Consider the following 24078-nt stretch of genomic DNA (forward strand, 5'->3'; position numbering starts at 1 on the left):
CCCTCGCCGGTGCCGAGCCTGGCCGTCACGTCCGCGACGGCGCGTCAGCCCGGGCAGATCTTGAAGGCGTCGGCGCCGAGGTTGTTGCCGGGGTGGCAGTCCGCGATCTTGTCGTCGGGGTCGACGTCGACGAACACGTTGCCCGTGCCGGCGAGGTTGGCGACGCACTGGACGATCTCGCACTGGCCGGGTTGCAGCAGCATCGTCGTCGCGGCCTCGCAGACGACGGTGGCCATGCTGACGTCCTGCTCCATGGTCAGGGTCTCGAGGAAGGCGACGGTGACGCCGTCCTGGACCGCGTTGGTGCCGCGGTTGCACACCTCGGCGGTCAGCTCGATCTCGCCGGCCCCGAAGGAGCAAAGCTCACCGATCTCGGCGAGCTCGACGGTGAGGTCGGCGATCTGCAGGGCGCCGACGTCGCCCTGGCTGTTCTGGCGCAGGTTGTTGAGGCCTGGCGTCTGCCAGTTGTTTTTAAACTCGCTGCGCGGGGGGACGCGGGCGTCGTCGGTGACGTGGGTGACGGAGTAGACGTGTTGGTTCCACACCGGACGGGAGTTGGCCCAGCGGTCCATCGGGTCGCGGTAGATGGCGAAGCCGGTCGAGGCCTTGAACGCGCCGCCCTCGGGGAACAGCGGGTCGGTCGGCGGGCAGCCGCCGGCCGGGGTGCGCGGGACGATGATCTCGGTGGCGAAGTCGCCGTCGACGTCGGCGATCGTCGGATAGTCGAGGCCGGTGGCGCTCGAGGCCGGGGTGCTGAAGAGGACGGTGCCGGACTTGCCGTCGTAGACGCGGAGGTAGCACTCGTCGCGGTAGACGGCCTCGCCGTCGCCGTCGCCGTCGAAGTCGAAGATCGACGAGCCCGTGGTCCTGGACGACTCGTCGTTCGAGGGCTGGGCCCACAGGACGCCGTCGGGCAGGTTCTTGGCCGCCTGCTCGGGGGTGCGTTCGCAGGTGCCGCCGGGGCGCTCGGGCGGGCTCATGCCCATGAGCGACGCCTGGCAGTCGGGGTCGTAGACGACGTACTGCGACGCGCCGGCGGAGGCGAACTCGACCTGGCCGTCGCCGTCGAAGTCGCTGATCGTGACCGGGCCGCCCTCGTCGGGCTCGTCGGCGGGGCCGGTCTTGTAGGTCTCGATCGGGCCCCAGACGACGGCGCCGTCGAGCGACTGCACGCGGAGCTGGCCCTTGTCGCCGGGCGACGACAGGACGACGACCTCGGGCTGCTGGGCAGGATCGACGCCGGGGATGTTCGAGTAGAGGCCCGCGTCGGCGACGCCGGTGAAGCCGTTTAGCTGCATCGGATTGGCGACGAACCACGGCTTGTCGACCCACTCGGTGGTCACGTCGTCCCAGCCGGCGACCCGACGTGCGGTCACGAGATCCATCTGCCCGTCGAGGTCGACGTCGGCGGTGTACTCCATGCCGGTGGCCTCGCTCGCCAGCCAGGTGGTGAGCAGGCAGCCCTCGGCGTCGAAGACCTGCCGGCCGACGAGGATCTCCGGGCGGTCGTCGTCGTCGAGGTCGATGAGCAGCGGACTGGCGAGAGTGCTGCCGCTGCTGAAGTAGAGCGCCATGTCGTCGTTGTCGCAGTCGCGGCCGTACCACATGCGCTCCAGCACCGGCGGGTCGACCGTGGAGTCGATGCGGACGGCGTAGAGCCGGACCTTCTCGGCGTCGTCGTCGGAGTCGAGCTGGTAGCTGACGAGCTCGGGGTGGCCGCCCTGCGGGACGTCGCCGTCGAGGTCGCCGACCGCCCAGGTGGCGGCGTAGCTCGGGCGGTTGGTGAAGTCGGGCTCGTCGACGCCGCCGAGGCGCATCTGCTCCTCGCAGGTGCGGCCGTCGAACACGCGAAGGGTGCCGAGGCGGCTGTCGCTGGCGTTGTGGAAGGTGGTGACGATGATCGAGGGCTGGAGCTTGCCTGGATCCTTGTCGAGGTTGAGGTCGGCGATCGACGGGGTGGTGTAGATGCGGTTCGAGGCCGCGGTCGGGTCGTCGGGGGCGGTGCCCGTCCACTCGCATTGCAGGGTGGGAGTGACGCCCTCGGGGATCGGGGGCTTGGTGCAGTCGGGGTCGTTGATGACGGCGGGCGGAACGTCGTAGGGGATGCACACGCCGTCGGCGTCGCAGTAGGAATCGCCGGGGCAGTCGTCGTGGGTGACGCAGGGACCGAGGTCGGGGATGCAGGTCTCGTACTTGCAGATGAAGTTGTCGGGGCAGCCGCCGCAGGCGGGATCGCCCGTGGTGTCGACCGTGGTCGCGGTCGGGTCCGTCGACGTGGTCGAGGTGCCGGTGGTCGGCGGGTCGACGGGGTCGGTCGCGCCGGTGTCAGGGTCGGACGTGCCGGTGGTCGAGGGCTGCCCGGTCGTGCTGCCCGGGATGCCGGTCGGGTCGCTGGCGGTGACATCGGTGCTCGAGCCCGCCGAGGTGTTGCCATCGTCGCCGCATCCGGCCCCCCACGTCACTGCACCCACCAGGACCCACGGCTTCCAACGCTTGCGCATGGGTGCATCGTCGACAACGGGGTGTGCGGCGTCAAGCCGCGGCACCGCGCGTGCCCGTGCGCCTGTCCAGAGGGACAGGTGATGAAGATCCGTCGCCGGGCGCCGGGGGACGGAGGCCTCGATGGTCTCCGACGCACCCGCAGCGGTGCTCAAGGCAGCTCGAGGCGAAGTACCGCGCGTGCTCTTCGTGCACCGGGATCGAGCAGCTCGCGGGTGCTCGGTGTGCCGCAATGCAGACCGCAGGGGAGCACCGGCAGTCCGTGTCAGGGTTGCCCGGGATGCCGGAGAGCGTTCGACCGCGCGCCGCGGGCGAGCGCCCGCCGCACGCAAGCAGACGCACGCGAGGATCGCGGCGAGGCGCCGACGCTGCCGCACGGGACGTGGCGGCTCCCTCGAACTCGGACATGGGAGCGGCGCGGTCGCGTCGCCGCAGAAGGTCACTCTGACGCCGCGGCCGTGAAGCCGCGAGCATGTCCCCCGGGACATGTCCCCTCCAGTGTGCCATCCTGGGCGCCATGGACGATCGCCTCGGCACGCTGACCGACCTGTTGCAGCAGACCCCCAGCGAAGCGCTGTGGACCGCGCTCTGTGAGGAGCTCGCGCAGTGGGAGCCGAAGGCGCTGGCGCAGGTCGCCCTGCCGCGCGTGCAGGAGCAGCTGGAGCGCTGGCCGGACGAGGTGGAGCGCTGGGCCGACGCCGGGCCGCTGGTGACAGTGCAGCGCGTGGCGGGGGCCGCTGCGCTCAAGAAGCTGGCGCAGGCGGGCCAGCCGGTGCGGTGGCTGGAGCTGCGGCTGAGCGCCGTGGGCGAGCGCGCGGTGCCGGGGATCGTCGCCAGCCTGCAGGCGCTGCAGCCGTACGGCCTGTCGCTCGAGGTCGAGGAGGTGGACGACGGCAACGGCGTCGCGCCGCTCGCCGAGCTGGACGCGCCGCGGCTGCGCGTGTTGACGATCGAGGCGCCCGGGCTGGGCGACGCCGCCGCCGAGAACATCGCCGACAACCCGAAGTTGACCGGGCTGATGCGCCTGTCGCTCGCCGGCTCCGGGCTCACGAGCGCGGGGGCCAAGGCACTGGCCAAGGGGGCGCACCTGGCCAGCCTCACCGCGCTGGACCTCGCCAACAACAAGCCGGGCGACGCCGGCCTGCGCGCGCTGCTGCAGAGCCCTCACCTCGGGCGGCTGACGAAGCTCTCGCTGGCCGGCTGCGGGCTCGGACCGAAGGCCGCCCAGGTGCTGGCGCAGAGCAGCGCGGTGGCTCGATTGACGACGCTCGAGCTGGCCGACAATCGCCTCACCGCCGCGGGGCGGGCCGCCCTGGCCGCGTCGCCGCACCTGGGCGAGGCGGTCAAGCGCGCGCTGCCGGACTGACCCAGCGAATCATCGAGACGAAGGGCGGGCACGCCGACCACCCTCTCGCGCGGTGATGACATGGATGACCCGAAGGACATGTCACATGTCCTCTAGGACATCATGGTCGGCTATCCGAGGGACATTTTTAAAAAATGTCCCCGAGGACAGCCTCAGCTCTTCGGCACCAGCGCCGCCGCCCGCACCGGGTCGAGGCCGGCGAGGCGGGCCAGCGCCGCGTCGACGATCGCCTTCTCGGCCGGCTGACCCTTCGGCGCGCTGCGGACGTGGCCCTCGAGGCAGCGGGCGGCCAGCTCCGGCTCCCACGCCTCGAGGTGCTGCCCGTCGATCTCGCCGACGAGGCCGGCGAACAGCGAGCGGGCCAGGCCGAGCTCGCCGCCGTCGAGGCAGGCCTCTGCCAGCTCGACGCGGCGGAGGAAGCGAGACCGCCCGCCCACGGCCGACTGCACGCGCGCGGCTCCGAGGCGCAGGCCCTCCTCGCGCTTGCCGCGGAGCAGGCCCTTGATCTGCGCGATCGCGGCGTCGTCGATCCCGCTGGCCACCGGCGCCGCGATCACGATCTGCGCCGGTCCCCCGGCAGTCGCCGCACCGCCGCCGCCACCGCCGCCGCCGCCGCCGAGCGCCTCGCGCTCGAGCAGCGCCCGGGTCGCGTCGCTGCACATCGGCACGCCCGAGTTGTCCTTGAGCTCGAAGATCTTCGGCAGGCGCGTCAGCAGGGCGCCGACCTCGGCCAAAAGGCCGCGCAGGGCCGCGTCGTGATCGGGGCCGAGGTTTTTCAGCGCCTCGATGCTGTAGCGGTGGAGGTCGAGCGTGAACCGATTCATCGGCAGCAGCGACTCGCTGTTCTCGACCAGCTCGGGCCACTTGCCGGCGTTCATCAGCGCCTCGAGGCGGTTGCGCTCGCCCTCGGGCAGGCCGTTGATCGCGGTGTTGCCGTCGGGGCGGATCGGCGGCGGCGCGGCGATGTAGATCCACAGGCCCGAGCGCAGCAGGCGATAGGCCAGCGCGTCGCTCGTCTTGGCCCGGCGCAGCGCGTGCCCCAGCTTGACCAGCTCCTCGCCGGTGCCGCGCAGGAACTTGTCGACCGCGGCGAGGTCGGCGGTCGGCGCGGCGGCGACGGCCTTGGGCGGCTCGATCACCACGGCCGGCTTCGGCGGGCTGGCCTGAGAGACAGGTGGCGGCGACGGCGGGGGCGGCGGCGCAGGCGGCGGCGCCTGGGGCGGCGGCGCCGGTGCCTCGACCTTCGGCGGCGGCGGTGGCGGCGGCGGAGCGGCCGGCTTGGGCGGCTCGGGGGCGGGGATCGTCAGCAGCAGCTGATCGATCGACTGCAGCAGCGGGCGCAGGTTGGGCGCCTGGTCGGCGTAGCGGGCCCGCACCACCTGCTGCAGCCGCGTCGTGTTGTCCTTGAGCTGCTCGAGCGCCGCGCGCTCGCTCGGCTTCGGCTGCCACGCGCCCAGCTCCGGCTCGAGCAGCTCGAGCACGCCGCGCAGCGCCCCCGCGCGGCCGCGCAGGCGGGCCGCCGGCGGGAACGCGGTGTCCCAGAACGCGTCGGCGACCTCGGCGAGGATCGCCAGGCCGAGCGCGAGGCCGTCGATGCGCCGCGTCTTGAACCGCGCCAGCGCCTGGTGGCACGCCACCCGCAGGTCCTTCGCCTGCGACTTCAGCACCACGTCGGCGTTCTGCACGATCCCGGCCCAGTCGATCGCCCCGCCGGTCGGCGACTGCAGCTTGTCGACCTCGGCCAGGATCGCCTGGTACTCGGCCGACTCGGTCGGGTCGCGGCCCGCCGGGTTGGCCCCGGCGATCGGCGCGAGCCACGGCGCAGCGATGTCCTTCGGGGTCGGCTTGGCGGGCGGCGGCGGCGGCTCGGACGCGGCGACCGGCGGCGGCGCGGCGGGGGTCGCAGCGGCGACGGGCGGCGGGCTCGCGGGCGCGGCGGCTGACTGTGAGGACATGTCCGGAGCGACCTGTCCCGAAGGCGCTTCGGGCTGCGCCTCGGCCTTGGGCTCCGGCGGCAGGGTCGCCTGGATGCTGTCGAGGAGGTCCGACCACTCCTTGAAGGAGGGCACGTGGTCGCCGAGCTTGTCGCGGGCGCGGCCGCGGAGCTGCTTACTGGCGGTGACGAGGGCGGTGATCGCCGCGCGGTCGGACACCTGCGGGGTGTAGCTCTGCAGCGCCGAGGCGGCGTGCTCGAGCAGCCACTTGAGCGCGGTGCCGCGGCCCTTGGCGCGGGCGACCGGCGGGTACATCGTGTCCCAGAAGCGGTCGAACAGGCCGTCGACGACGAGGACGGCGACGGCGAGGCCGTGGATCCCGCGGGTCTTGTGCAGGGCGAAGCCGAAGTAGGCGGCGACGAGGAGGTCCTTGGCGACCTTGCCGAGGATCTCGCGGCCGAGGCTCTCGACGCGCGGCCAGCCGACGGCCTCGCCGATCGGCGAGTTCTCCTTGTCGACCTCGACCCGCAGCTCCTGGTAGCGCTCGTCGGTGCTGGGGTTCTTGCCGCCCGGCTCGGCGGCGGAGATCGGCGCGAGCAGGGCCTCGGCCTCCTTGATGAACACCTCGGCGATCGCCACGGCTCCCTCCTATTCCCCTGGGCTCACTCGCGCGAGCCCGTGCTCTTCTCCAGGCGCCCGAGCAGCGACAGCGTGAACGAGGCGCTGTTGTGCGTGAGGTGCGGCTGCAGCAGCAATTGACAGCGGTACCAGCCGGTCTGGCCCTCGACCGACTCGACCTTGATCGAGGCCTTGCGCAGCGGCTTGCGGGCCCGCGTCTCCCAGTGCGGGTTCTCGACGTCGGACACGAAGCCGCGCAGCCAGTCGGTCAGCTCCTTCTGCAGGGTCTGCCGGCTGTCCCACTGGCCGAGGCGCTCGCTCTGCACGCGCTTGATGTAGTGCGACAGCCGGCACACCAGGAACATGTACGGCAGCTGGGCGCCGAGCCGCTCCGAGGCCTGGGCCGCGCGGCCCTCCTCGGTGTCGGCGTACTTGCGCGGCTTCTGCGTCGACGAGGCCGAGTGGATCATCGCCCCGCCGGAGGCGCGGTCGTAGACGAGGGCGATGAAGCCCTCCTCGCTGAGCATGTGCTCGATGCGGCTGGTGACCAGGCACTCGAACGGGCACCGCGGCGCGAGGCCCGGCATCGACGGGAAGCCGATCTGCGTCAGCCCCTCGATCATGCCGCCGGCGCGCGAGCCGATGATGTACACGCACCAGCGCGTGCGCGCGAAGCTGTCGATCGCCCGCACCGCGAACGCGAACGAGGCCCGGCCCCACAGGTAGTGATCGTGGTCGTCCTCGACGCGCTCGCGGTAGCGCAGCTGCATGAAAGGGTCGCCGTCGACGCGGTACGGCACGCGCAGCAGGAACCGCGGCAGGCACAGGCCGACGTAGCGCGCGTCCTCGGTGTCGCGGAAGGCGTGCCACAGGCGGTAGCGCGGGCCGCCGAGGATCGCCCGCAGGTCGCGGACGCGCGGCATCTGATCGAGACACTCGAGGCCGAAGAAGCCGGCCGCGGCGTTGGCGATGAACGGCGAGTGGGACATCGCCGCGACCGCGGCGCACTGGCGCAGCAGCCCGAGGTCCTCCGCCCCGGGGCCGAAGTCGTAGTCGGCGCAGATGAGCCCGTACGGCTTGCCGCCGAACGTCGCGTAGGCGCTCGTGTACACCAGGCGGTACAGGCCCGACTGAGGGATCTCCGGCGCGTCGGCGAAGTCGTCGGCCAGCTCCTGCTTCGTCACGCTGACCAGCTCGATGAACGTGTTGTCGCCCTCGCGCACGTGGTCGACCACGAACCGCAGCCCGCGCCACGCCGACTCCAGCGCCTGCACGTTCGGGTGGTGGATGATCTGGTCGAGCTGACGGGTCAGCCGGCGGTCGAGCTCGGCGATCATGCTGTCGACGTGGACCGCGTCGACCTGCTCCGACGCGCGCCAGGCCGCCGTGCGGGCCAGCCCGGCGAGCACCGTCTTGAGCCCGCGGCGGACCCTCGGGCGGTCGCTCTCGGGCACGCCCTCGAGCAGCGCTTCGAGCACCGTCGCCACGGTCAGCTGCCTCCGCAGGGCGTCATGTTGGTGAACAGCCGCTTCGGCGGCAGCACGTCGGCGGCGCGGACCAGCGACAGGAACTGCTTGCTGCCGTTCGGCAGGCCGAAGAACGCGGTGCCGCCGCGGACCCGGCGCGGCCGCACGCGCACGTCGAGCTGGCCGAGGTTGTACGACGTCATGTCGAAGCGGAAGTTGATGACCTCGTCACCCTTGAACTCCGGCACCGCCGACGGCGGCTTCTCGAGCAGCTCGAACAGGCCCCACTCGCCGGACATCGCTAGCACCTTGTTGCCCTGGCGCCCGTAGGCCTTGAGCGAGGCGCCGTGCTCCTCCTTGCCGGGCCAGCGCATCAGGGTCGGCTTCTCGTTGCCGCACGCGAAGTCGATCTTCTTGCCCTCGATCGAGACCTCGACCTTGCTGACCTGCGGGTTGCAGGCGAGGATCAGCTCGAAGTCGACGCGCAGCTCCTCGTTCTGGAAGAACACCGTGCCGATGTCCTGGGCGCGGTTGAGGAAGCGGATCACGCCGGAGTCGAGCTTGGGCCCGTCGTTGCGGCCGCGGTCGCGCAGCTCGACGGTGTTGCCCTCGAGCACGACGTAGCCGGACAAGAGCTCCTCGCGGGCCTTGCGGATGAAGCCATTCTCGGGGTGGAAGAACTCCTCGAAGTCGGCCACCGCCGCGTCGCTGCGCGAGTCGGCGGCGAACGGGTAGCGGCCGTCGAAGCGCTCGTACATCGGGTCGACGATGCGCGCGCACCAGTCGGCCACCGCGCCGGTGCCCTGGTCGCGGACCAGCATGCGCAGCAGCTCCTCGAGCGGCGTGACCAGCAGCTTGGTCGTGCCCGCCGTCCAGGTGTCGAGCTCGGCGTCCTGCACGAGCGACTTGGTGAAGTCGATCGCGCCGCGCAGCTGCTCGACCAGCGCCTTCTCCTCTTCCTTGTTCTCGAGCGCCTTGCCGATCGCGTCGCGCAGCTCCTTGAGCCGCCCGTGGTACTGGTCGAGCCCGGCGGCGCCCTCCTTGCCCTCGGGGGCGACGCCGAAGATCACCAGGCGCGCGAACTCCTTGCGCACCGCGTCCGCCTTGACGAGGCCGCCGGTGTTCTTGTCCTTGTCCTTGCTCAGCAGGGCCATCAGCGACTTGTTGTCGCCGTAGTCGTAGTCGTCGGTGATCTCGCTGTGGCGCTTGAGCTCCGCGAACACCCGCCACAGCGGCAGGCGCGGGCCCTTGACCAGCTCGCCCATCAGCCGCTTGCCCTCGTCGAGGCTGGTCGGCGGGGCGATGCGCGTGCGCTGGATGAAGCGGCGCCACTCCTCCGTGTACATCTTGAAGTACTCGGTCCGCATCTCGGCGCCGCGCCGGCGCTGGCGCGAGCTGGCCTGGGCCTGGTCGAGCCCGAGCACCCACGAGTCGGCCTCGAGCGCGCTCGCCAGCTCGCGCTTGACGTAGGCCCAGCCCTCGATCGTGAACGCCGCCCGCACCTCGGTGCCGTCGTTCTCGAGGTCCGGCAGGCCGGTCAGCGTGCGCAGGTTGATCTTCGACAGCTCCTGGATGCCGTTGACCTCGTCGACGATCTTGTCGACCTCGGCGCGCACCGAGTCCTCGCGCTTGAGGATCTCCTGCACCTGCTCGATGAGCGGCGCCTCGCGCGGCAGGTTGAAGTCGCTGTCCTGGGCGAGGTCGATGTACTTGTCGACCGCGCGCTCGATCGCCGCGTACTCGGCCGTGCCGGTCTGCGTGCGTGCGCTGCCGGACCAGCGGATCCGCAGCGTCTCGCGCAGGAACTTCGACTCCTGCGTGATCGGCTGCATCTCGTAGTTCTTCTTGTCGCCGGTGACGAGCAAGTAGAACCGCAGCGACAGCCGGTTGCGCACCCGATCCTCGATGTCGGGGATCAGCTCCGGCGACTCGAAGCGGGCCGCGAAGTCACGCAGCTCGGCCTCGGCCTTGTCGCGCAGGGTCGAGGTCACGCCGGCGAACATCGCCTTCTTGTAGAAGGTGCGCAGCGGCGGCACGACCTCGTCGCGGAACAGGCCCCACTCGCGCACGTCGTCGCGGTCGTCGCCGCTCTCGTCCTCCCAGCGGGCCAGGAGCTCGCGCAGCGGCACGATCTTGCCGCTCTCGACCGGGACGCGCCGGCGCCCGCCGAGCTCGGCCGCGGCCGCGGCGCTGGCGTCGGCGGTCTGCTGGTTGAGCTCGCGGTTGCGGCCGGCCGCGCCGGCCGAGTCGAGCGCGACGTACAGGCCGACCATGCCGAGCGACGCGCCGACGGCGACCCGCTTGAACGTCGACCGCTGCAGCGCGCGGGTGGTCCGACGCGCCAGGCCGCCGGCCCGCAGCACGTGGGTGCCGACCAGCTCCTCGGCGAAGATCCGCTTGCTCGACGCCGGGTCGGGCAAGGCCGGGGTGAAGTTGCCGCGTGTCTTTTTGGCCAGGTTCTCGAGGACAGCGTCGACGACCGGCTCGCCGTCCTGCAGCGCGCTGGTGAGGAACACGCCGCGCAGGCGCACCGGGTCGCCGCCGCGGGCCGCGAGCACGCGCTGGGCGATGGCGGCGAGCGGCTCCTGCATGCCGGCGATCTGCTGCACGAGGGTGTAGATCCGGCCCTGGCGCGGCGGATCGGGCTCGCGGAAGCGGCTGAGCAGGCGCAGCGCGCGGCGGTCGAGCCAGCCGGCCAGCGCGTCGAAGCGCGAGCGCAGCTCCTTGACCGCGAGCTCCTCGCTGCGGCCGTCGGGCAGCTCGAAGCCCAGCGGCGCGCTCAGGTTCTCGAACGCGGCGAGCACGTCGCCGAAGCCCGACAGGCGGTCGAGGCGGGTGACCACCAGGAACACCGGCACGTGGACCTGCAGGTTCGTCACCAGGTCCGAGACCTCGGCGGCGAGCAGGTCGCCGATCTCGCCGGCGCGGGCGATCGGGTCGGCCGCGGTGACGAGGTCGTCGGCGGCGACGCACAGGACGATCGCGTGCAGCGGCTGGCTGCGCTTGTTCAGCAGCTTGAGCTCCGCGAGCCACGACTTGCGCAGGTCCTCGCGGTGCGCGAGCGCGTGCGGGACCTCGACGAACACCGCCTGGCCCGGGGCGCTGAACAGCCGCGGACGGTCCTCGGGCGCGGCGCTGGCGTCGGCGCCTTTTACGGGGCCGTTGTGGTCGTACTCCGGCAGGCGCTTCGGGTGCGGCCCGCCGAGCAGGCGCGTCTTGCCCTGGCCCTGCAGGCCGAGCACCGCGACCCACGGCGTGTCGGCGCGGGCGCTGACGAAGCGCGGCCGCGCCGGCGCGGTCGACTTCTGGTGGCGCTCGACGTGCTTGATGGTGGCCGCGACGTCGCGCAGCCGGTTGTCGAAGTCGAGCTGCTCCTGGCTGGCCTTCGGGTTGGCCTTGTCGACCGCCGCCTTCTTGGCCCGCAAGAAGTTGATGAAGGTGACGATGCCGGCGATGAGGACGACGACCGCCATCAGCGCCGCCGTCCACCACACGTACTCCTGCGGCAGCCTGAGGTAGCGGACCGCGGCGACGACGGCGGCGATCGCCGCGCCGGCGAACGTCAGGACGTAGATCATCCCCTTCACGGCACGCCCTCCTGCAGCCGGCCCGCCAGCGCGTCGGCGTCCTCGGACAGCTCGCTCTCGTAGCCGCACAGCAGCGCGACCGAGAACAGCAGCGCGATCGCGCCGATCCAGACGGCGATGTTACTGGTGCGACTCGGACGCTTCCACTCGGCCTCGGCCGGCGGCGGCAGCCCGTCCTCGAGCGCGAGCCGGTCCTTCAGCTTGTCGCCGACGCGGCGGCACAATTCGTCGAAGCCGCGCTCGTTCGACCGCGCGACGTACTTGCCGCGGAACCCGAGGAACAGGCAGGTCGCGTACACCTGCAGCACGTCGAGCGCGTCCTCGTCGTCGCGGCGGGCGCCGAGCAGCTTCTCGAGGTGGACGAAGAAGTTCTCGCCGGCCCGGACCTCGTTGAAGTAGTCGCGCTGCAGCAGGTGGTCGACCCAGAAGTCGGCGACCGGACCCGGGGTGGCCTGGGCGACCTCGTCGATGAAGGCGACCAGCGCGTACTTGATGAGCCGGGCGTTCTCGGCCCCGAACCCGGCCTTGCGCGCCGCGGCCTCGGTGCTCTCGACCTGGTCGACCGCGCTGCGGTGGAGCGTCGCCACGTCGGCGACGCCCTCCGGCTGATTCAGCAGGAGCGCGTGGTCGAAGCAGACCCGCGTCACCTCGTAGATCCGGTGCATGCGCTAGTCCTCCCGCGCCAAGATCCCCATGAGCGTGACCTTGGCCCGCCGCGGGTCGTAGGGCGGCTTGATGTAGATGGCGATGGTCCGCTCGTTGAGGATCTCGCGCCAGTGCGGGTCGTCGGTGGTGACCATGAAGTAGACCTGCCGCGGCCGGATCGGGATCTCCGGCGGCGGGCGGTGGGCGGTCTTCAGCGGCACGCCGAGCACGTTGTTCTTCACGACCAGCGGGATGCGCTTCCAGCTGGCGATCTTGGCCAGCTCGGGCACCTCGTTGGCGACCTGCTGCTGCTCGCCCTCGGCCTCGACCGCGAGCACCCACTGCGTGCAGCGCTGCAGGCGATCGTCGCGGAGCTCGCCGATCCACGAGTTGTCCTGGCGGGCCCGCAGCGGCACCGTCACGAACGCCTCCTGGATCACGAGGCCCAGCAGCCGCTTGATCTCGTTCGTCAGCTTGCCGAACGCGCCCTGCAGGTCGTTGTACTGGAACGCCGGCAGCTCGGCCGGGTCGCCCTCCGACGAGAACGTCATCAGCGCGCCGCACAGCCGCGACAGCTCGACGTACACCGGCCACGGCGACGTCGCCGGCGCCTCGCTGAAGTGCTTGAGCACCGGGATCGCGCCGCTCAAGGTCTGCAGGAAGAGGTAGCGGGTGATGTCCTGGGCGTTGAACTCGATGCGCACGCCGTCGCGGGTGCGCCGCTCCTCGGCGAGGCGGCGCCGCTTGGTCACCGACAGGCTGAGCAGGTCCTGCAGCGAGGCGAGCAGCGCCGGCGCGGCGCCGATCGTCAGGCACGGCGGGATGTACTCGTCGTTGAGGCGGAACCCGCCGGTCTCGTCGCGCACGATCTCGGCGACCTTGATCGCGGCGTAGTCGTCGCGCGGCTCGCTGCCGAACAGCAGCACCAGGTTAGGCTCGCTGAACTGCAGCTCGCGCTCGCTGCGGGCCAGAGTCAGGTCGAACACGTTGCGCGTGACCGTCTTGTAGCGCTGCAGCCCCGCGGTGACCTCGGCGCCGGCGTAGTTGGCCACGCCCTCGCGCAGGGTCGGCAGGGCCAGGAACACCTCGACCGAGCGCATGCTCGGCGGGAACGCCGGGCCGATCGGCCGGCTCGCCGGGCGGCTCTGGCTGGTCGCCTCGAACATCACGGCGGTGCCGTCGGGCAGGACGCCGCGGAAGGCGGTGAGCGCCAGCTGGCCCGCCTTGATCGCGCCGGCGTCGAACGAGATCGCCGCGACGCCCCAGCTCAGCGCGGTCATCACCCCCAGCCGCGCCGCCAGGTTCTGCTCGTGATACAGGTCCTGCTGCTGCATGTGCTGCGGGCACAGCAGCATCCCCTCGTTCCACACGGGTCGTCCGCTCAGCATCGCGTCATCCTCTCCAGTCCTAGCGTCCGGGCAGCTTCGGGGCGGTGGGCGCCGTCGGCTTCGACGGCATGCTCGGGGCCGACGGGGCGCTCGGCGTCGACGGGGTCGACGGCGTCGTCGGGGTCTTCGGCACCTGCGGCGTCTTCGGCACCTTCGGCATCTCGGCCTTCTTTTTCTTCTTCTTCGGCTTCTTCTTGGCCGTCGACGGCGCCGCGCACACCGTCTCGAAGGTCGACAGCTCGAAGCCCGACGGCGCGAACGCCCCGCCGGTCAGCTCGCTGCGCTCGAGCGAGACGTAGAGGCACGGCAGCCGCGGCTCCTCGTCCTCGGCCACCGCGGCGCACTGGTCCTCGCGGGTGTTCGGCGGCACCGCCATCGAGGCGTACCAGGCCGAGCCGATCTTCTCGCGGAACTGGGCCACCACCACCAGGTGCGTGGTGTTCGGCTTGAGCGCGATGGTCATCTTGTCGCGCGTCAGCTTGTCGGCCGTCGACGGGTAGGCGACCAGCTCGCGCTTGTCGATGAACTCGTCGCCGAACACCTTCTCGCCCTCGGTCGCCATCGCGTCCGGGTCGAGCGGCTGATCGAGGCTGGTGATGCCCTTCAGCTGGTAGACCACCAGCGTCGTCGGCCACGACTCGCCGCCCTCGCCGACGTTGACCACGTCGGACACCTGGACCAGCGCCTGCACGCCCGGCTGGGCCTCGCACGGCGGCTTCGACTCGTCACCGGCCCGGCAGCCGAACGCCGCCGCGGCCAACACCAGCGCCGCGGGCCACACGACCGCCGACGGCACCCTTCCCTCGCGCCCTGTCACAGCGGCGAACTTAGCAGAAACCGCCGCAGCTCTAGCACGACGATTCGCCGTGCTCGATGCCGCTCACGCGCCGCAGGGGCGCGAGCGCGTCACACCAGCGTGGGTGTGACACCGGTCGACTGCAGCGCCGACTCGTCGTCGCCGCGCGCGAACAGCTCCACGAGATCGCCGCGCCGCAGCTCCGCCACCTGCGCGACGATATCGCGCCCCGACAGCGAGCGACGCAGCGCCACCACCACGTCGAAGCAGCCCGCCACGTAGGCCCGCAGGTGCGCCGGATCGGCGCCCGCCGACGTCAGCGCCAGCGTCGCCTGCATCCGCTCGAGCCCGACCTCGACGTTGTCGGCCGCGAGCACCGCGATCGTCGCCCCGCCGGGGCGCCTCGCCGTCGCGCACAGCTCCGCGACCTCGACCCCGCCGACGTCCTGTACGAACAGAAAGTCGGGTCGCATCCGCGCCGCGCTGCGCACCGCCGCGGCGGCGTCGCGCCCCGCGTCGAGGACGATCGCCCGGCTCGCCAGCGCCGCCGGCACCGGACCGCGGTGGACCACGACCACCCGGACGTCGCCCGGCAGCTCCATCGCCATCGCCCCGAGCAGCGCGGTCGCGTCGGCGCGGGTCGATGAACACACAAGGAAATTGAGGCGCTGCCGCAGCGCCGCCGCCAGCATCTCGGCGGCCGCGGGCGACAGCGTCTTGCGCTCGCCGAGCTGCGCCAGCGACAGCGTGTCGCCCGCCGCGCGGCTCAGCACGAGGATCGGGCCGGAGGCGGCGATCGGTCGCCCGACGGCGTGGACTGCCACGCCGGCCTCGGTGACGCCGTCGACGATCGGCGCGGTCGCGGTGGTGCGCGTGCCGATCAGCCGCTCGAGCGCCAGGCCGACCGCCTGCTCGCACGAGAAGCGGGCCGGATGGCGCGAGCGCTGCTCGCCGCGCCGGACCTCGATGTGGCTCGCGCCGGAGACCAGCACCTCCGACACCGCGGCGTCGGCGAGGATGTCGTCGAGGGGACCGGTGCCCGCGACCTCCTGCGCCAGCCAGTCGATCCACTGCCGCCGCTGGCGGGGGTCGGCCATCGTCAGCGTGCGCTCGACGATCTCGCGCGCGGCCGCGAGCGCGCGGACTCGCGCTTGCGGCCCCGGGGGCTCGCCGAGCAGCGCCTCCGAGGTCTGGCGGAACGCCAGCGCGAGCGCGTCGTCGAGCGTGCGCGGCGGCTCCGGATCGGGCTCGGTGCGGCGCGGCGCGACGGCGGTGCGGCGCATATCCGCGCCGTAGGGCCGGGCCGGCGCGTCGGCGGTCTCCGGGGAGATCCGGAACGATCCGCTGCCGGGCGGGCCGACCTGCTCGACCATGCGCACGGGCACGTCCTGCGCCGCGATCGGATCGGCGGGCGTCGGCTCGGCCGAGCCGAGCAGCAGATCGGGCGGCTCGCCGATCGGCTCCGGACCGCCCTGGAACTCGTCGTACTCGCCCGGCTCCTGGCCCTCGCCGTAGGCCTGCGGGTCCTCGAAGTCGGGCCCCGCCGAGTACGACTCCTGGACCTCGTGGCCCTCCTCGGCCCGCTCGAAGTGGAGCGTGAACACGCCGATGTCGACGGCGTCGTGCGGCGCGAGCACCACCGGGCCCCGCACCATCTCGCCGTTGACGAAGGTGCCGTTGGTCGAGTTGTTGTCGACCAGCACGATGCCCTCTTCGTTCTCGATCACGCGGGCGTGGACGCTGGACACGCGGTTGTTGGGCAACACCACGTGGTTGCGGTCGACGCGACCGACCGTGATCTGCGGCAGCGTGAACTCGTGAACCTCGTCCTGGCTGGAGTCTTGGCGGCGGATCGTGACGCGGATCATCAGTGGTTGCTCCCGCGCGCGCGCGGCGGCCTGCTCGACATGATTGACTCGAGTCGGGCGGGCAAGGTAAGGCCTATGGTACCCATGAGCCAGGTGGATCGGCACATGAATCTGCGGGCGCCTTCGAACTCTGTCCTTCGAGGCAAGCTCGCCTGGTGTCGACCCCTGGCGGTGCTCCTCCTCACGGCTCTGACCGTGAGCGCATGCGCTCGCCGGCTCGATCTCACTCCGGGCGAGCTCGGACGCATCAAAGAGAAGGACTCCGAGCTCAAGACCCTGCGCGTGGTCCCCAACAAGAAGCTCATCTCGATCTACCGCGAGTCGTCGGTCAATCAGAGCTACGACGTCACCAAGCGCAAGATCACCGAGCGCGGCGCCTACCGCCCGCTCGAGCGCATCATCGGCAAGAACACCCCGGGCAAGGTCCTCTCGACCACCGAGCACAACGGCATGCCGGTGCTGTGGGTCAGCTTCGACAACGAGTGCGAGGACACCGCCTGCGCCTACGCCTTCGCCCAGACGGAGCTCGATCGCTACACCCTCATCAAGGTGCCCGACCGCGAGAAGTTCGACGAGCCGGTCAGCTACCGCCGTAACACCTTCAAGCGCAACCAGCTGCGCTACACCAAGCAACGCTCGCTGGCCGAGGCCAACGAGGTGTTCGCGGTGGTCCGCAAGTCCGGCAAGGTCCTCACGATCGACCTGCAGATCCGCAAGGACACCTACCGCCCGACCCGCTCCGCCGTCGAGCGCGCCGGCGGCGCCGACTGAACCTGTCCGCAAGGACAGCTCGCACCCGGCCCGCGCGATCGCCTGACCCTCGAGTCAGGCGCTCGCGCGCCCGCGTATGCCCGGACAGCTGCCCGCCGCGAGCCTCCCGCGGCAGATCTGCTCCCGCGCCGAAGCGCCCGTTCGATCTGCCGGGCGAACCCCAGTTCGCCGGACGCCCCGGCTCGGGCGTCGATCTCGTCGGCCGCGCGTCGTCGCTGTCGATCACGGGCACCGAGACGTCGCCATCGCGTCCCGGACTCCGTCGTCCCCGCAGCGCCGCAGTCGTCCCCGCCCGTGCCCGCCGGTCCAGCTCGCCTTTCGTGACGTCCATCGGACAGAGCTCCGCCGATCACTGCGCGCCGCCCTCGAGCGAGAGGAGTCGGGGCCTCGAACGAGCATGTCTTTTTCGACATGTTCTCCGGGACACGCGATCTCCTCACCCTCCGGTCGCAGGAGCGACCGCATCGACGAGCATCACCCGGGATCGACCCGCGCTCCTGCTCTGCCGCCCTTCACGGATCGACGCGGTAGCGATCGATGAACGGCCCGCGGTCGTCCGACGGGTCGTCCTCGGTGCCGTTGTCGTCGAGCCACAGCGAGACCAGCAGATCGACCGTGCCATCCGGCTGCGGATCGGCGAAGATCCCCGCGGGCTCGAGGTCGAGCGGGAACTCGATCGCCTCGTCCCCGCGCGTGCGACCGACCTGAGGATGCACCACCAGCTTGCGCGACTCGGGCAACGCGTACACCAGCGCCGGGTAGCCGCTCGCGTCGAGGTCGAGCAGCACGAGGTGGACGTAGCAGAGCTGAGGCCCGAAGGGCGACGACGTCTGAGTGGGGCCCTCGCTCTCGGTCCACGCCGCGCTCGTGGCGAAGCTGCCGTCCATACGCCCTCGCGCGATCGCAAACACTCCCGGCGTCAGGGCCCCCATCTTGTGCGTCGTGTTCCCAGCGACGAGATCGACGATGCCGTCACCGTCCAGGTCTCGCGCGAGCACCGTGCCCGCCACGGACGGCAACACCGGCGCGTCGGTCAGCGTCCCCGGCACGAGCAGCCCCTGCGGGTCGCTCCGCATCGTCCACACCCGCCCGAACCCGTCCACGAGCACCAGGTCGTCGCGCCCGTCTCCGTCCAGATCGACCACCACGGTGACGATGTTGTCCTGCGCCGCGAACGGCCGGAGGTCGAGCTCTTGCTCGAGCTCGAACAGCTCTCCCGGGGGCGCGTCGGGCTTCACGCGGAACACGTAAGCCCGGTGGAGATTGGGCGCGAACACCAGCTCCGTCGCGCCATCGCCGTCGAAGTCGGCGAACGCCCCGTCGAACCGGCTCTCCGGCTCGTCGAACTCGATGTCGTACTCCCAGGAGAGGTACCGTTCGTAGTCGAACTGGTAGCCGGGTCGGGCATGTAGCGTGAGGCCGAGGAACGTAAACGACTGGACGTCGTACGACGAATACTCGTACTGCATGAACGCCAGCAGGTCGGTGAAGCCGTCGCCGTCGAAATCTCGCGAGCTCGCACGGTAGACCGCGTGCTGGAGCCCGTCCTCGTCGACGAACTCGCCCCGATGCACCACCTCCCAGGCGTGCGGCCGTTCGCGTATCAGCCCGAAGTGTCCGCCCAGTCCTCCGTCATCGACGTAATACTCCTGCGCGCCGTCGCCATCGAAATCACCGGGTAGCAGCACCCTTCCGGCGAAGGTCGAGGGTTTGCGCTCGACCTGCACACAGACCTCCCTGTCGACCTCGATCCCGTCGCCGCACTCAGGAAATGACGCCGGCGCGGGCTCATCACCACAAGCCAGGACGAATCCAAGGACCCCGAGCAGCATATGCCGCTGCGCCTGCCCTGTCCCCGGCGCGTGTCCGTCGCCGCCGATGACCGAGCGCCGCCTCGGCATCGCCCATGGAGGACGGCGGTGCCATCTGCCAGTATCGATGTTGGTGCGAATCCGCGGCACATCCGCCTCCTGCGCCCGTCAGGGCCACAGGAGTGGAGCACTCGTTCGCCTCTTCGGCCAACCCGCACGAGTTGCGTTCCCACGCGAACTCGCGTTGGTTCCCCGCAACTCGCGTTGGGCCTCGCGCTTACCCGCCGGTGGGCACCTGCGTGGTGTTCTCGAGCCGCGTACGGGTCCATGCGCTGCGCGGCGCGATGAACACCCCGTCTTTGAACACCAGCGGGCGCTTCTCGGCGGCGTCGATGCGCTCCTCGCAGGGCGTCGCGGTGTTCTTGGGGTCGCAGTCCTTGCTGCGGATCGTCTCGTCGACGATCGGCACGCCCTTCTCGAACTTGAGCAAGCGGACCAGGTCGTAGCGGCGGATCCACCCGTCCTTGAGCGTCAGCTCGAAGTGGTCGGACAGGACGAAGCGGGCCGGGCCGATGTCGACCCCGTCCTCGATCATCGGCGCGCTGACGAAGCGCTGCTCGACCAGCGGCAGCAGCTGGGCCTCGCGCGAGCACTTGCCGGCGCCCTGCTCTTTGGGACAGATCTCGCTCTCGACCACCAGCACCTTCGAGTCCTCGCCGAGCGGCTCGAGGCGCAGGCGGGCCCGCTGCGCGGGGGCCTGGACGCTGCCGATCCCGCGGACCTCGAGGCCGCGCTCGACCCACCGGACCAGCGCTACCGGCCCGAGCGCGTCGCCGTTGCCGAGGTCCTGGATGCGCGCCCACACCAGCAGCGCCCCGTCTTCGCCCTGCGTGAACGTCACGTCGCCGTCGCCGAGGCGGCGCTTGTCGAGCGGGCGCGCGGTGGCTCGCGGGTCCTCCTTGAGGTTGTCGGGCCAGGTCACCTCGATCGGCCTGCCGCTGCACTCGCGCGGCTCGTCGGGCGGCTCCATCGCCATGCGGTTGAAGTTGCGGACCAGCACCGAGTACCACACGTCGACCGGCAGGGTCTGAGTGTCGGCCTCGCTGGCGCGCTCCGCCGCCACCATCGACGGGCAGATCGGCATGTCGCGCTCCTTCGGCTTGCAGGCGCCGGCGGCGAGGAGCAGCGCCGTCCCGGCGAACATCGTCATCATCGACCTACGCATCTTCTTCCTCCTCGGCGTCCTCGTTCGACTGCACGCGGATGCCGGCGCGCGCCAGCTCCTCGCGGATCGCTCGTCCGGCCGCGCTGCGGAACACCTTGCCCAGGCCCTCGTCGCCGTCGCCGAACACCGACTCGTAGCGCTCCTCGAAGCGGCGCCACAGCGCCCCCGCGCGGGTCGGCCACGCCGCAGTCACCGAGCGCTCGATCTCCCGCGGCGACAGCGTCTCGCCGACCTTCTGCCCGCCGCCGACCGTTCCCCGCAGCGCCCCGCGCAGGTGGGCCATCGCCGCCGCGAACACCTCCGCCAGCTGGTGCGCCCGCTCCTCGCGGGTCGCTCGCCAGTCGAGCAGGTAGCGCAGCAGGTCGCCCTCCGACTCGGCGATCAGCAGCGGGTTTTCCTCGCCCTCGATGCGCACCCCGAGCTCGCCGCCCTGGCGGTGCATCAGCTCCTGCAGCTCCACGGTCGCGACCGCGAAGGCCCGCAGCGCGGCGACGCAGCGGTCGAGGAAGCGGCGCGTCTCGTCGACGTTGCCGGGCGGGCGCAGGCCCTCGAGCACCTGCTCGGCCGCCTGGGCGACCGCGCCGAGCTCGGCCTGCTGGTAGAACTCGGCGCCGCCCTGATCGAGCGCGGCCGGCCCTTCGCTACCTGTCCCGAAGGACAGCGGCGGGAACTCGCGCTGCAGCAGCAGCGCCTCGCCGCGGTCGCGCCCCGTCGACAGCTCGGCGATCGCCGCCGAGAACGCCGCGTCCCAGGCCGAGTGGCCCTCGCGGAGCTTCTCGTACATCGGCCGCAGGCGCAGGATCGCCTGGTGCAGCCGCGACAGGTTCATCTGCTGCGTGCCGCCCTCGGGGATCAGCGACGGCGGCTCGTCGCCGTCGCCGAGCTCGCCCTGCGCCGACCGGCGGTCGCGCATGTGCAGCTCGTCCGGCGGCGTCGGCCCGGGCGCCGAGCCGCGGGGTCGGGCGCCGCGCGAAGCTGGCTCTTCGAGCAGGTCGGGCGGACCGTCCTGCTGCTGCTGTTGCTGCGCGCCCTCGACCTTGTGTTCGAACAGCAGCTCGACCGGGCCGATGCTGATCTTCACGCGGCCGCGGACCTCGACCCGGCCGCCGGAGGCGACGCGCTGGCCGTCGACGCTGAGGCCGTTGGCGCCGCCGAGGTCCTCGACGCGGGCGCCGCGGGCGTCGAACTTGGCGACCGCGTGCCACGACGACACGAACTTGTACGGCAGGTGGAGCTCGTTCCCGGGGTCGCGACCGATCCGCACCGGGCCGCGCTGGAACTCGTGGCGCTTCTGCCGGTGCTCCTCGGTGTCGATCACAGTGACGACCAAGCTGAACTTCGGGACCTGTCCTTTGATCACGCCGCTCCCTCGCGCCGCTTGCCCATCGGCACTGCCATGCGGGTGGTGAGGCCGGCTTGCTTGCTGCGGGCCAGCCACAGATCGTCGGCCAGCCGGCGCTCGCCGAGGCGGGCCGGCGGGTACGTCATGTCCTGGATCTCGAGGATCATGTCGAGGTGGAGCGGCTCGTCGAGGAAGGTGTCGAGCACCTCCGCGGCGCGCTCGTAGGCGCGGCCGCCGGGCGTGAACTCCTTGTAGTTGTCGCCCGACAGCGGGCCGACCACCACCCGCGCCGCGCCGGAGCGGTGCATCACGCTGGTGCCGAGCACCGTCGTCGCGCCGACGCTGGCGGTCGCGCCGCCGAGGCGCGACCACTCGGCCGGATCGATCGGCATCCACTCGCCGGTGAACGGCTCGCAGCGGATCGACGCCGTGCCGAGGCAGTCGTCGAGGGCGATCCGCAGCGCCGCCTCGAGCATCTGCGGCGAGCGCACGCCCGAGGCCAGCACCGGCGCCAGGCGCAGCAGCTGGCCGACCGACAGCGCCCGCTGCCGCTCGCCGACGCCGAGCAGCGCCAGCACGCGCAGCGTCCACGGGTCCTTGCCGTCCTCGCGGAAGCCGCCCGGGTAGTCGAGCTGGCGGACCCCGCGGTACAGGAGGCTGAGCAGGCGATGGTGGAACAGGCCGAGCACCCCGCGCACGACCTCGCCGTGGTCGTCGTCGCGATCTGCCTCTTCGGCCATGTGCAGCGGCAGCGGCGTGGCCGCGCCGGTCAGGCCGAAGAAGTCGGCGACCAGGCGCGCGCGCAGGCCGTCGGCGCCGCGCTCGAGCGCGACCGACTCGACCTCGGCGCGCAGGAAGCCGAGCCCGGGCGCGTGGGCGAGCAGCACCCGCTCGTCCTGGAAGCGCTCGCCGGCCCCGAGCTCGCCGCCCTTGGTGGCCGCCGTCAGCACGTCGACCGCGGTGAAGAAGTCGACCAGACCTGGCGCTTCGGCCAGGCGCTCGGCCCACGACTCCGCCGTCTCTTTTACAGGCCGATCTGCACGGGCCACGCGAACTCCGCCTTGGAGGGGACGAGGGTGATGACGACCTCGCTGGCCGCGTTGAGGCTGACGAGCGAGCCGAACAGGGCGTTGAGCACCGCGCCGAACACGAACGCGTTGCCGGCCGAGGGGAAGCCGGTCTCGTCGAGCTCGATGCGGGTGCGGACCGCCCGGATCGGGATGCCGTAGACCAGCCGCGTCACCGTCTCGCGCTGCAGCCGGCGCACCGACTCGATCTGGCGCTCGTTGCCGCGGCCGATCTGCACGTTGCCGAGGCCCTGGAGGTTGTAGAGCCCGAGCAACGCGCGCAGCGCCTCGACCTCGACCAGGCCGCGCTGGCCGATCGCCAGATGCGACAGCATGCGCCACAGCGCCTCGGAGCCGAGCGGCACGCGGATCGGCGCGGTCACCTGGGTGATGTTCTCGTAGCCGCGGAACATCGCGCCCGGCGTCGTCTCGGTGATCTGGCCCGGCTGCAGCTCGCGCGGCAGGCCGCGGTTGGTGCACACCAGCTCGATCGACACCGACTCCTCTTGCGTCGGCGCCGAGCCGGCCGGCTCGTCGAGCGTGATGTACGTGTCGACCCCGTCGTCGATCGCCTCGACCCGGCGCAGCGAGTAGTGCGGCGTCGAGCGGGCCGCGCCGGCATGTGTGAAGCGATAAAACGGCAGGAACTGGCGCCGCGTGTTGGTCGCGCGGCCGACCCCGGTCACGCCGCGGACCTCGTAGACCTCCATGTGCCTGGGGTCGACGCCGTCGGCCCGCAGCAGGTGCTCGCGCTCGAGCGGCGAGTACTGCACCGGCTCGGCCGCGACCTCGAACAGGTTGACTGCGGGCGTGCAGTGGAGGCGGAACGTGTCCTTGCCGACCTGGGTCGGCAGCGGCGGCGGGCGCTCGAACTCGAGGCGCAGCGTCAGCTCGTTGGTGGTCAGCTTGACCTTCTCGAGGCCGAGGAGGTCGAAGAAGTGGTACTTCTCCGGCAGCGTGAAGTACTCGAGGATCGCGCGGTAGCCGGTCGGCGCGGTGTCGGGCCACGGGAACACCGCGGTGTCGCGCGACAGCCCGACCAGCTCGACCGCCTTGGCCCCGAGCTGCACCGTGCCGCCCTCGCCCTCGCCGGTCTTGGCGGTCGCGCCGGTGAAGTGGCGCGACAGCCACATCATCAATGTCGCCGGCAGCGACGGCTCGCGGTGGTGGAGGAAGAACCGCAGCCGCTCGCACTCGGCCAGCACGCCCTTGCCGGTCTCCGACAGCCGCAGGGTGATCTTGATCGCCGGGCGGGCCGCCACCGAGTCGTCGAGCGACGCGTCGACCACCTCGACCGGCGCGAGGTCGACGTCCCAGCACGTGCGGAACTTGCAGGCTGTCCCTTCGACCAGGCGTGACTGCAGCACCCGGCCCTTCGCCACCTTGTGGCGGTTCCGCAGCGCCCGCATGTTGGGCTGGAACTCGACGATCGTGCTCGCCGGCAGCGGCCGCAGGTAGTGCGGCAGCAGCAGCTCGGCGAGCCCATGGACGATGCTCGGCGCCACCGCGTCCATGCGCGCGCGGATGCCGGCCGCCTGGAACGCGAACGCCTCGATCAGCCGCTCGACGTCCGGGTCGCTGCTGCGCTCCTTGAGCAGGCCGGCGGTGGCGGGGTTGGCCTCCGCGAACGCGCGCGCCATCTCGGTGATGAACGCGAGCTCGCTCTTGTAGTAGTGCGAAAAGCTCATCGTCGTC

The 24078-nt window shown here is 71.6% G+C and carries 15 protein-coding genes; 2 read left to right on the forward strand and 13 right to left on the reverse strand.

Going from position 1 to position 24078, the window contains the following annotated elements:
- Positions 1 to 44 precede the first annotated feature (44 nt).
- The gene (locus OV090_RS41325) at positions 45 to 2501 is read right to left on the reverse strand and encodes a hypothetical protein (RefSeq protein ID WP_267710384.1); all 2457 of its coding nucleotides are present in this window, start codon (positions 2499 to 2501) and stop codon (positions 45 to 47) included.
- 515 nt (positions 2502 to 3016) lie between these two features.
- On the opposite strand from OV090_RS41325, the gene OV090_RS41330 reads away from it, so the two are divergent.
- Positions 3017 to 3865: a hypothetical protein gene (locus OV090_RS41330; RefSeq protein WP_267710385.1), complete on the forward strand. Its 849-nt coding sequence runs from the start codon at positions 3017 to 3019 to the stop codon at positions 3863 to 3865.
- 152 nt (positions 3866 to 4017) lie between these two features.
- Here the strand turns inward: OV090_RS41330 and tssA are convergent, their stop codons facing one another.
- The 7 genes from tssA to OV090_RS41365 all read right to left on the reverse strand — a co-directional run bounded on the left by tssA (position 4018) and on the right by OV090_RS41365 (position 16167).
- Positions 4018 to 6438 (reverse strand): type VI secretion system protein TssA, encoded by a 2421-nt coding sequence (tssA, locus tag OV090_RS41335; protein ID WP_267710386.1) that lies wholly within the window; start codon positions 6436 to 6438, stop codon positions 4018 to 4020.
- A gap of 23 nt (positions 6439 to 6461) precedes the next feature.
- Complete coding sequence (tssC, locus tag OV090_RS41340; protein ID WP_267710387.1) at positions 6462 to 7904, reverse strand: type VI secretion system contractile sheath large subunit; 1443 nt, start codon at positions 7902 to 7904, stop codon at positions 6462 to 6464.
- Positions 7905 to 7906: 2 nt separating this feature from the next.
- The gene (locus OV090_RS41345; RefSeq protein ID WP_267712122.1) at positions 7907 to 11461 is read right to left on the reverse strand and encodes a type VI secretion protein IcmF/TssM N-terminal domain-containing protein; all 3555 of its coding nucleotides are present in this window, start codon (positions 11459 to 11461) and stop codon (positions 7907 to 7909) included.
- Between the two features lie 5 nt (positions 11462 to 11466).
- The gene (locus OV090_RS41350) at positions 11467 to 12135 is read right to left on the reverse strand and encodes a DotU family type IV/VI secretion system protein (protein ID WP_267710388.1); all 669 of its coding nucleotides are present in this window, start codon (positions 12133 to 12135) and stop codon (positions 11467 to 11469) included.
- Positions 12136 to 12138: 3 nt separating this feature from the next.
- Entirely contained in the window at positions 12139 to 13503 is a 1365-nt protein-coding gene (gene tssK, locus OV090_RS41355) for a type VI secretion system baseplate subunit TssK (RefSeq protein WP_267710389.1), read from the reverse strand.
- A gap of 19 nt (positions 13504 to 13522) precedes the next feature.
- Positions 13523 to 14320, reverse strand: a complete 798-nt coding sequence (gene tssJ / locus OV090_RS41360; RefSeq protein WP_267710390.1) for a type VI secretion system lipoprotein TssJ — start codon at positions 14318 to 14320, stop codon at positions 13523 to 13525.
- 89 nt (positions 14321 to 14409) lie between these two features.
- A complete protein-coding gene (locus tag OV090_RS41365; RefSeq protein WP_267710391.1) occupies positions 14410 to 16167 on the reverse strand; it encodes an ATPase, T2SS/T4P/T4SS family in 1758 nt (585 codons plus the stop codon).
- 195 nt (positions 16168 to 16362) lie between these two features.
- Here OV090_RS41365 and OV090_RS41370 point away from each other — a divergent pair, with 195 nt between their 5' ends.
- On the forward strand, positions 16363 to 16938 hold the full coding sequence (locus OV090_RS41370) for a hypothetical protein (protein ID WP_267710392.1): 576 nt from the start codon (positions 16363 to 16365) through the stop codon (positions 16936 to 16938).
- A 512-nt stretch (positions 16939 to 17450) separates the two neighbouring features.
- Here OV090_RS41370 and OV090_RS41375 read toward each other — a convergent pair.
- From OV090_RS41375 to tssF, 5 genes are all read right to left on the reverse strand, one after another.
- A complete protein-coding gene (locus tag OV090_RS41375) occupies positions 17451 to 18515 on the reverse strand; it encodes an FG-GAP-like repeat-containing protein (RefSeq protein ID WP_267710393.1) in 1065 nt (354 codons plus the stop codon).
- Positions 18516 to 19026: 511 nt separating this feature from the next.
- Entirely contained in the window at positions 19027 to 19974 is a 948-nt protein-coding gene (locus tag OV090_RS41380; RefSeq protein ID WP_267710394.1) for a hypothetical protein, read from the reverse strand.
- Positions 19967 to 21334 (reverse strand): FHA domain-containing protein, encoded by a 1368-nt coding sequence (locus OV090_RS41385; RefSeq protein ID WP_267710395.1) that lies wholly within the window; start codon positions 21332 to 21334, stop codon positions 19967 to 19969. Before OV090_RS41385 ends, OV090_RS41380 begins: the two co-directional genes overlap by 8 nt.
- Positions 21331 to 22365: a type VI secretion system baseplate subunit TssG gene (gene tssG, locus OV090_RS41390; RefSeq protein ID WP_267710396.1), complete on the reverse strand. Its 1035-nt coding sequence runs from the start codon at positions 22363 to 22365 to the stop codon at positions 21331 to 21333. The genes OV090_RS41385 and tssG overlap by 4 nt, the downstream gene beginning before the upstream one ends.
- The gene (gene tssF / locus OV090_RS41395; RefSeq protein ID WP_267710397.1) at positions 22341 to 24071 is read right to left on the reverse strand and encodes a type VI secretion system baseplate subunit TssF; all 1731 of its coding nucleotides are present in this window, start codon (positions 24069 to 24071) and stop codon (positions 22341 to 22343) included. The genes tssG and tssF overlap by 25 nt, the downstream gene beginning before the upstream one ends.
- Positions 24072 to 24078 lie beyond the last annotated feature (7 nt).

This window comes from Nannocystis sp. RBIL2 (assembly GCF_026626745.1).
GTDB lineage: Bacteria > Myxococcota_A > Polyangia > Nannocystales > Nannocystaceae > Nannocystis.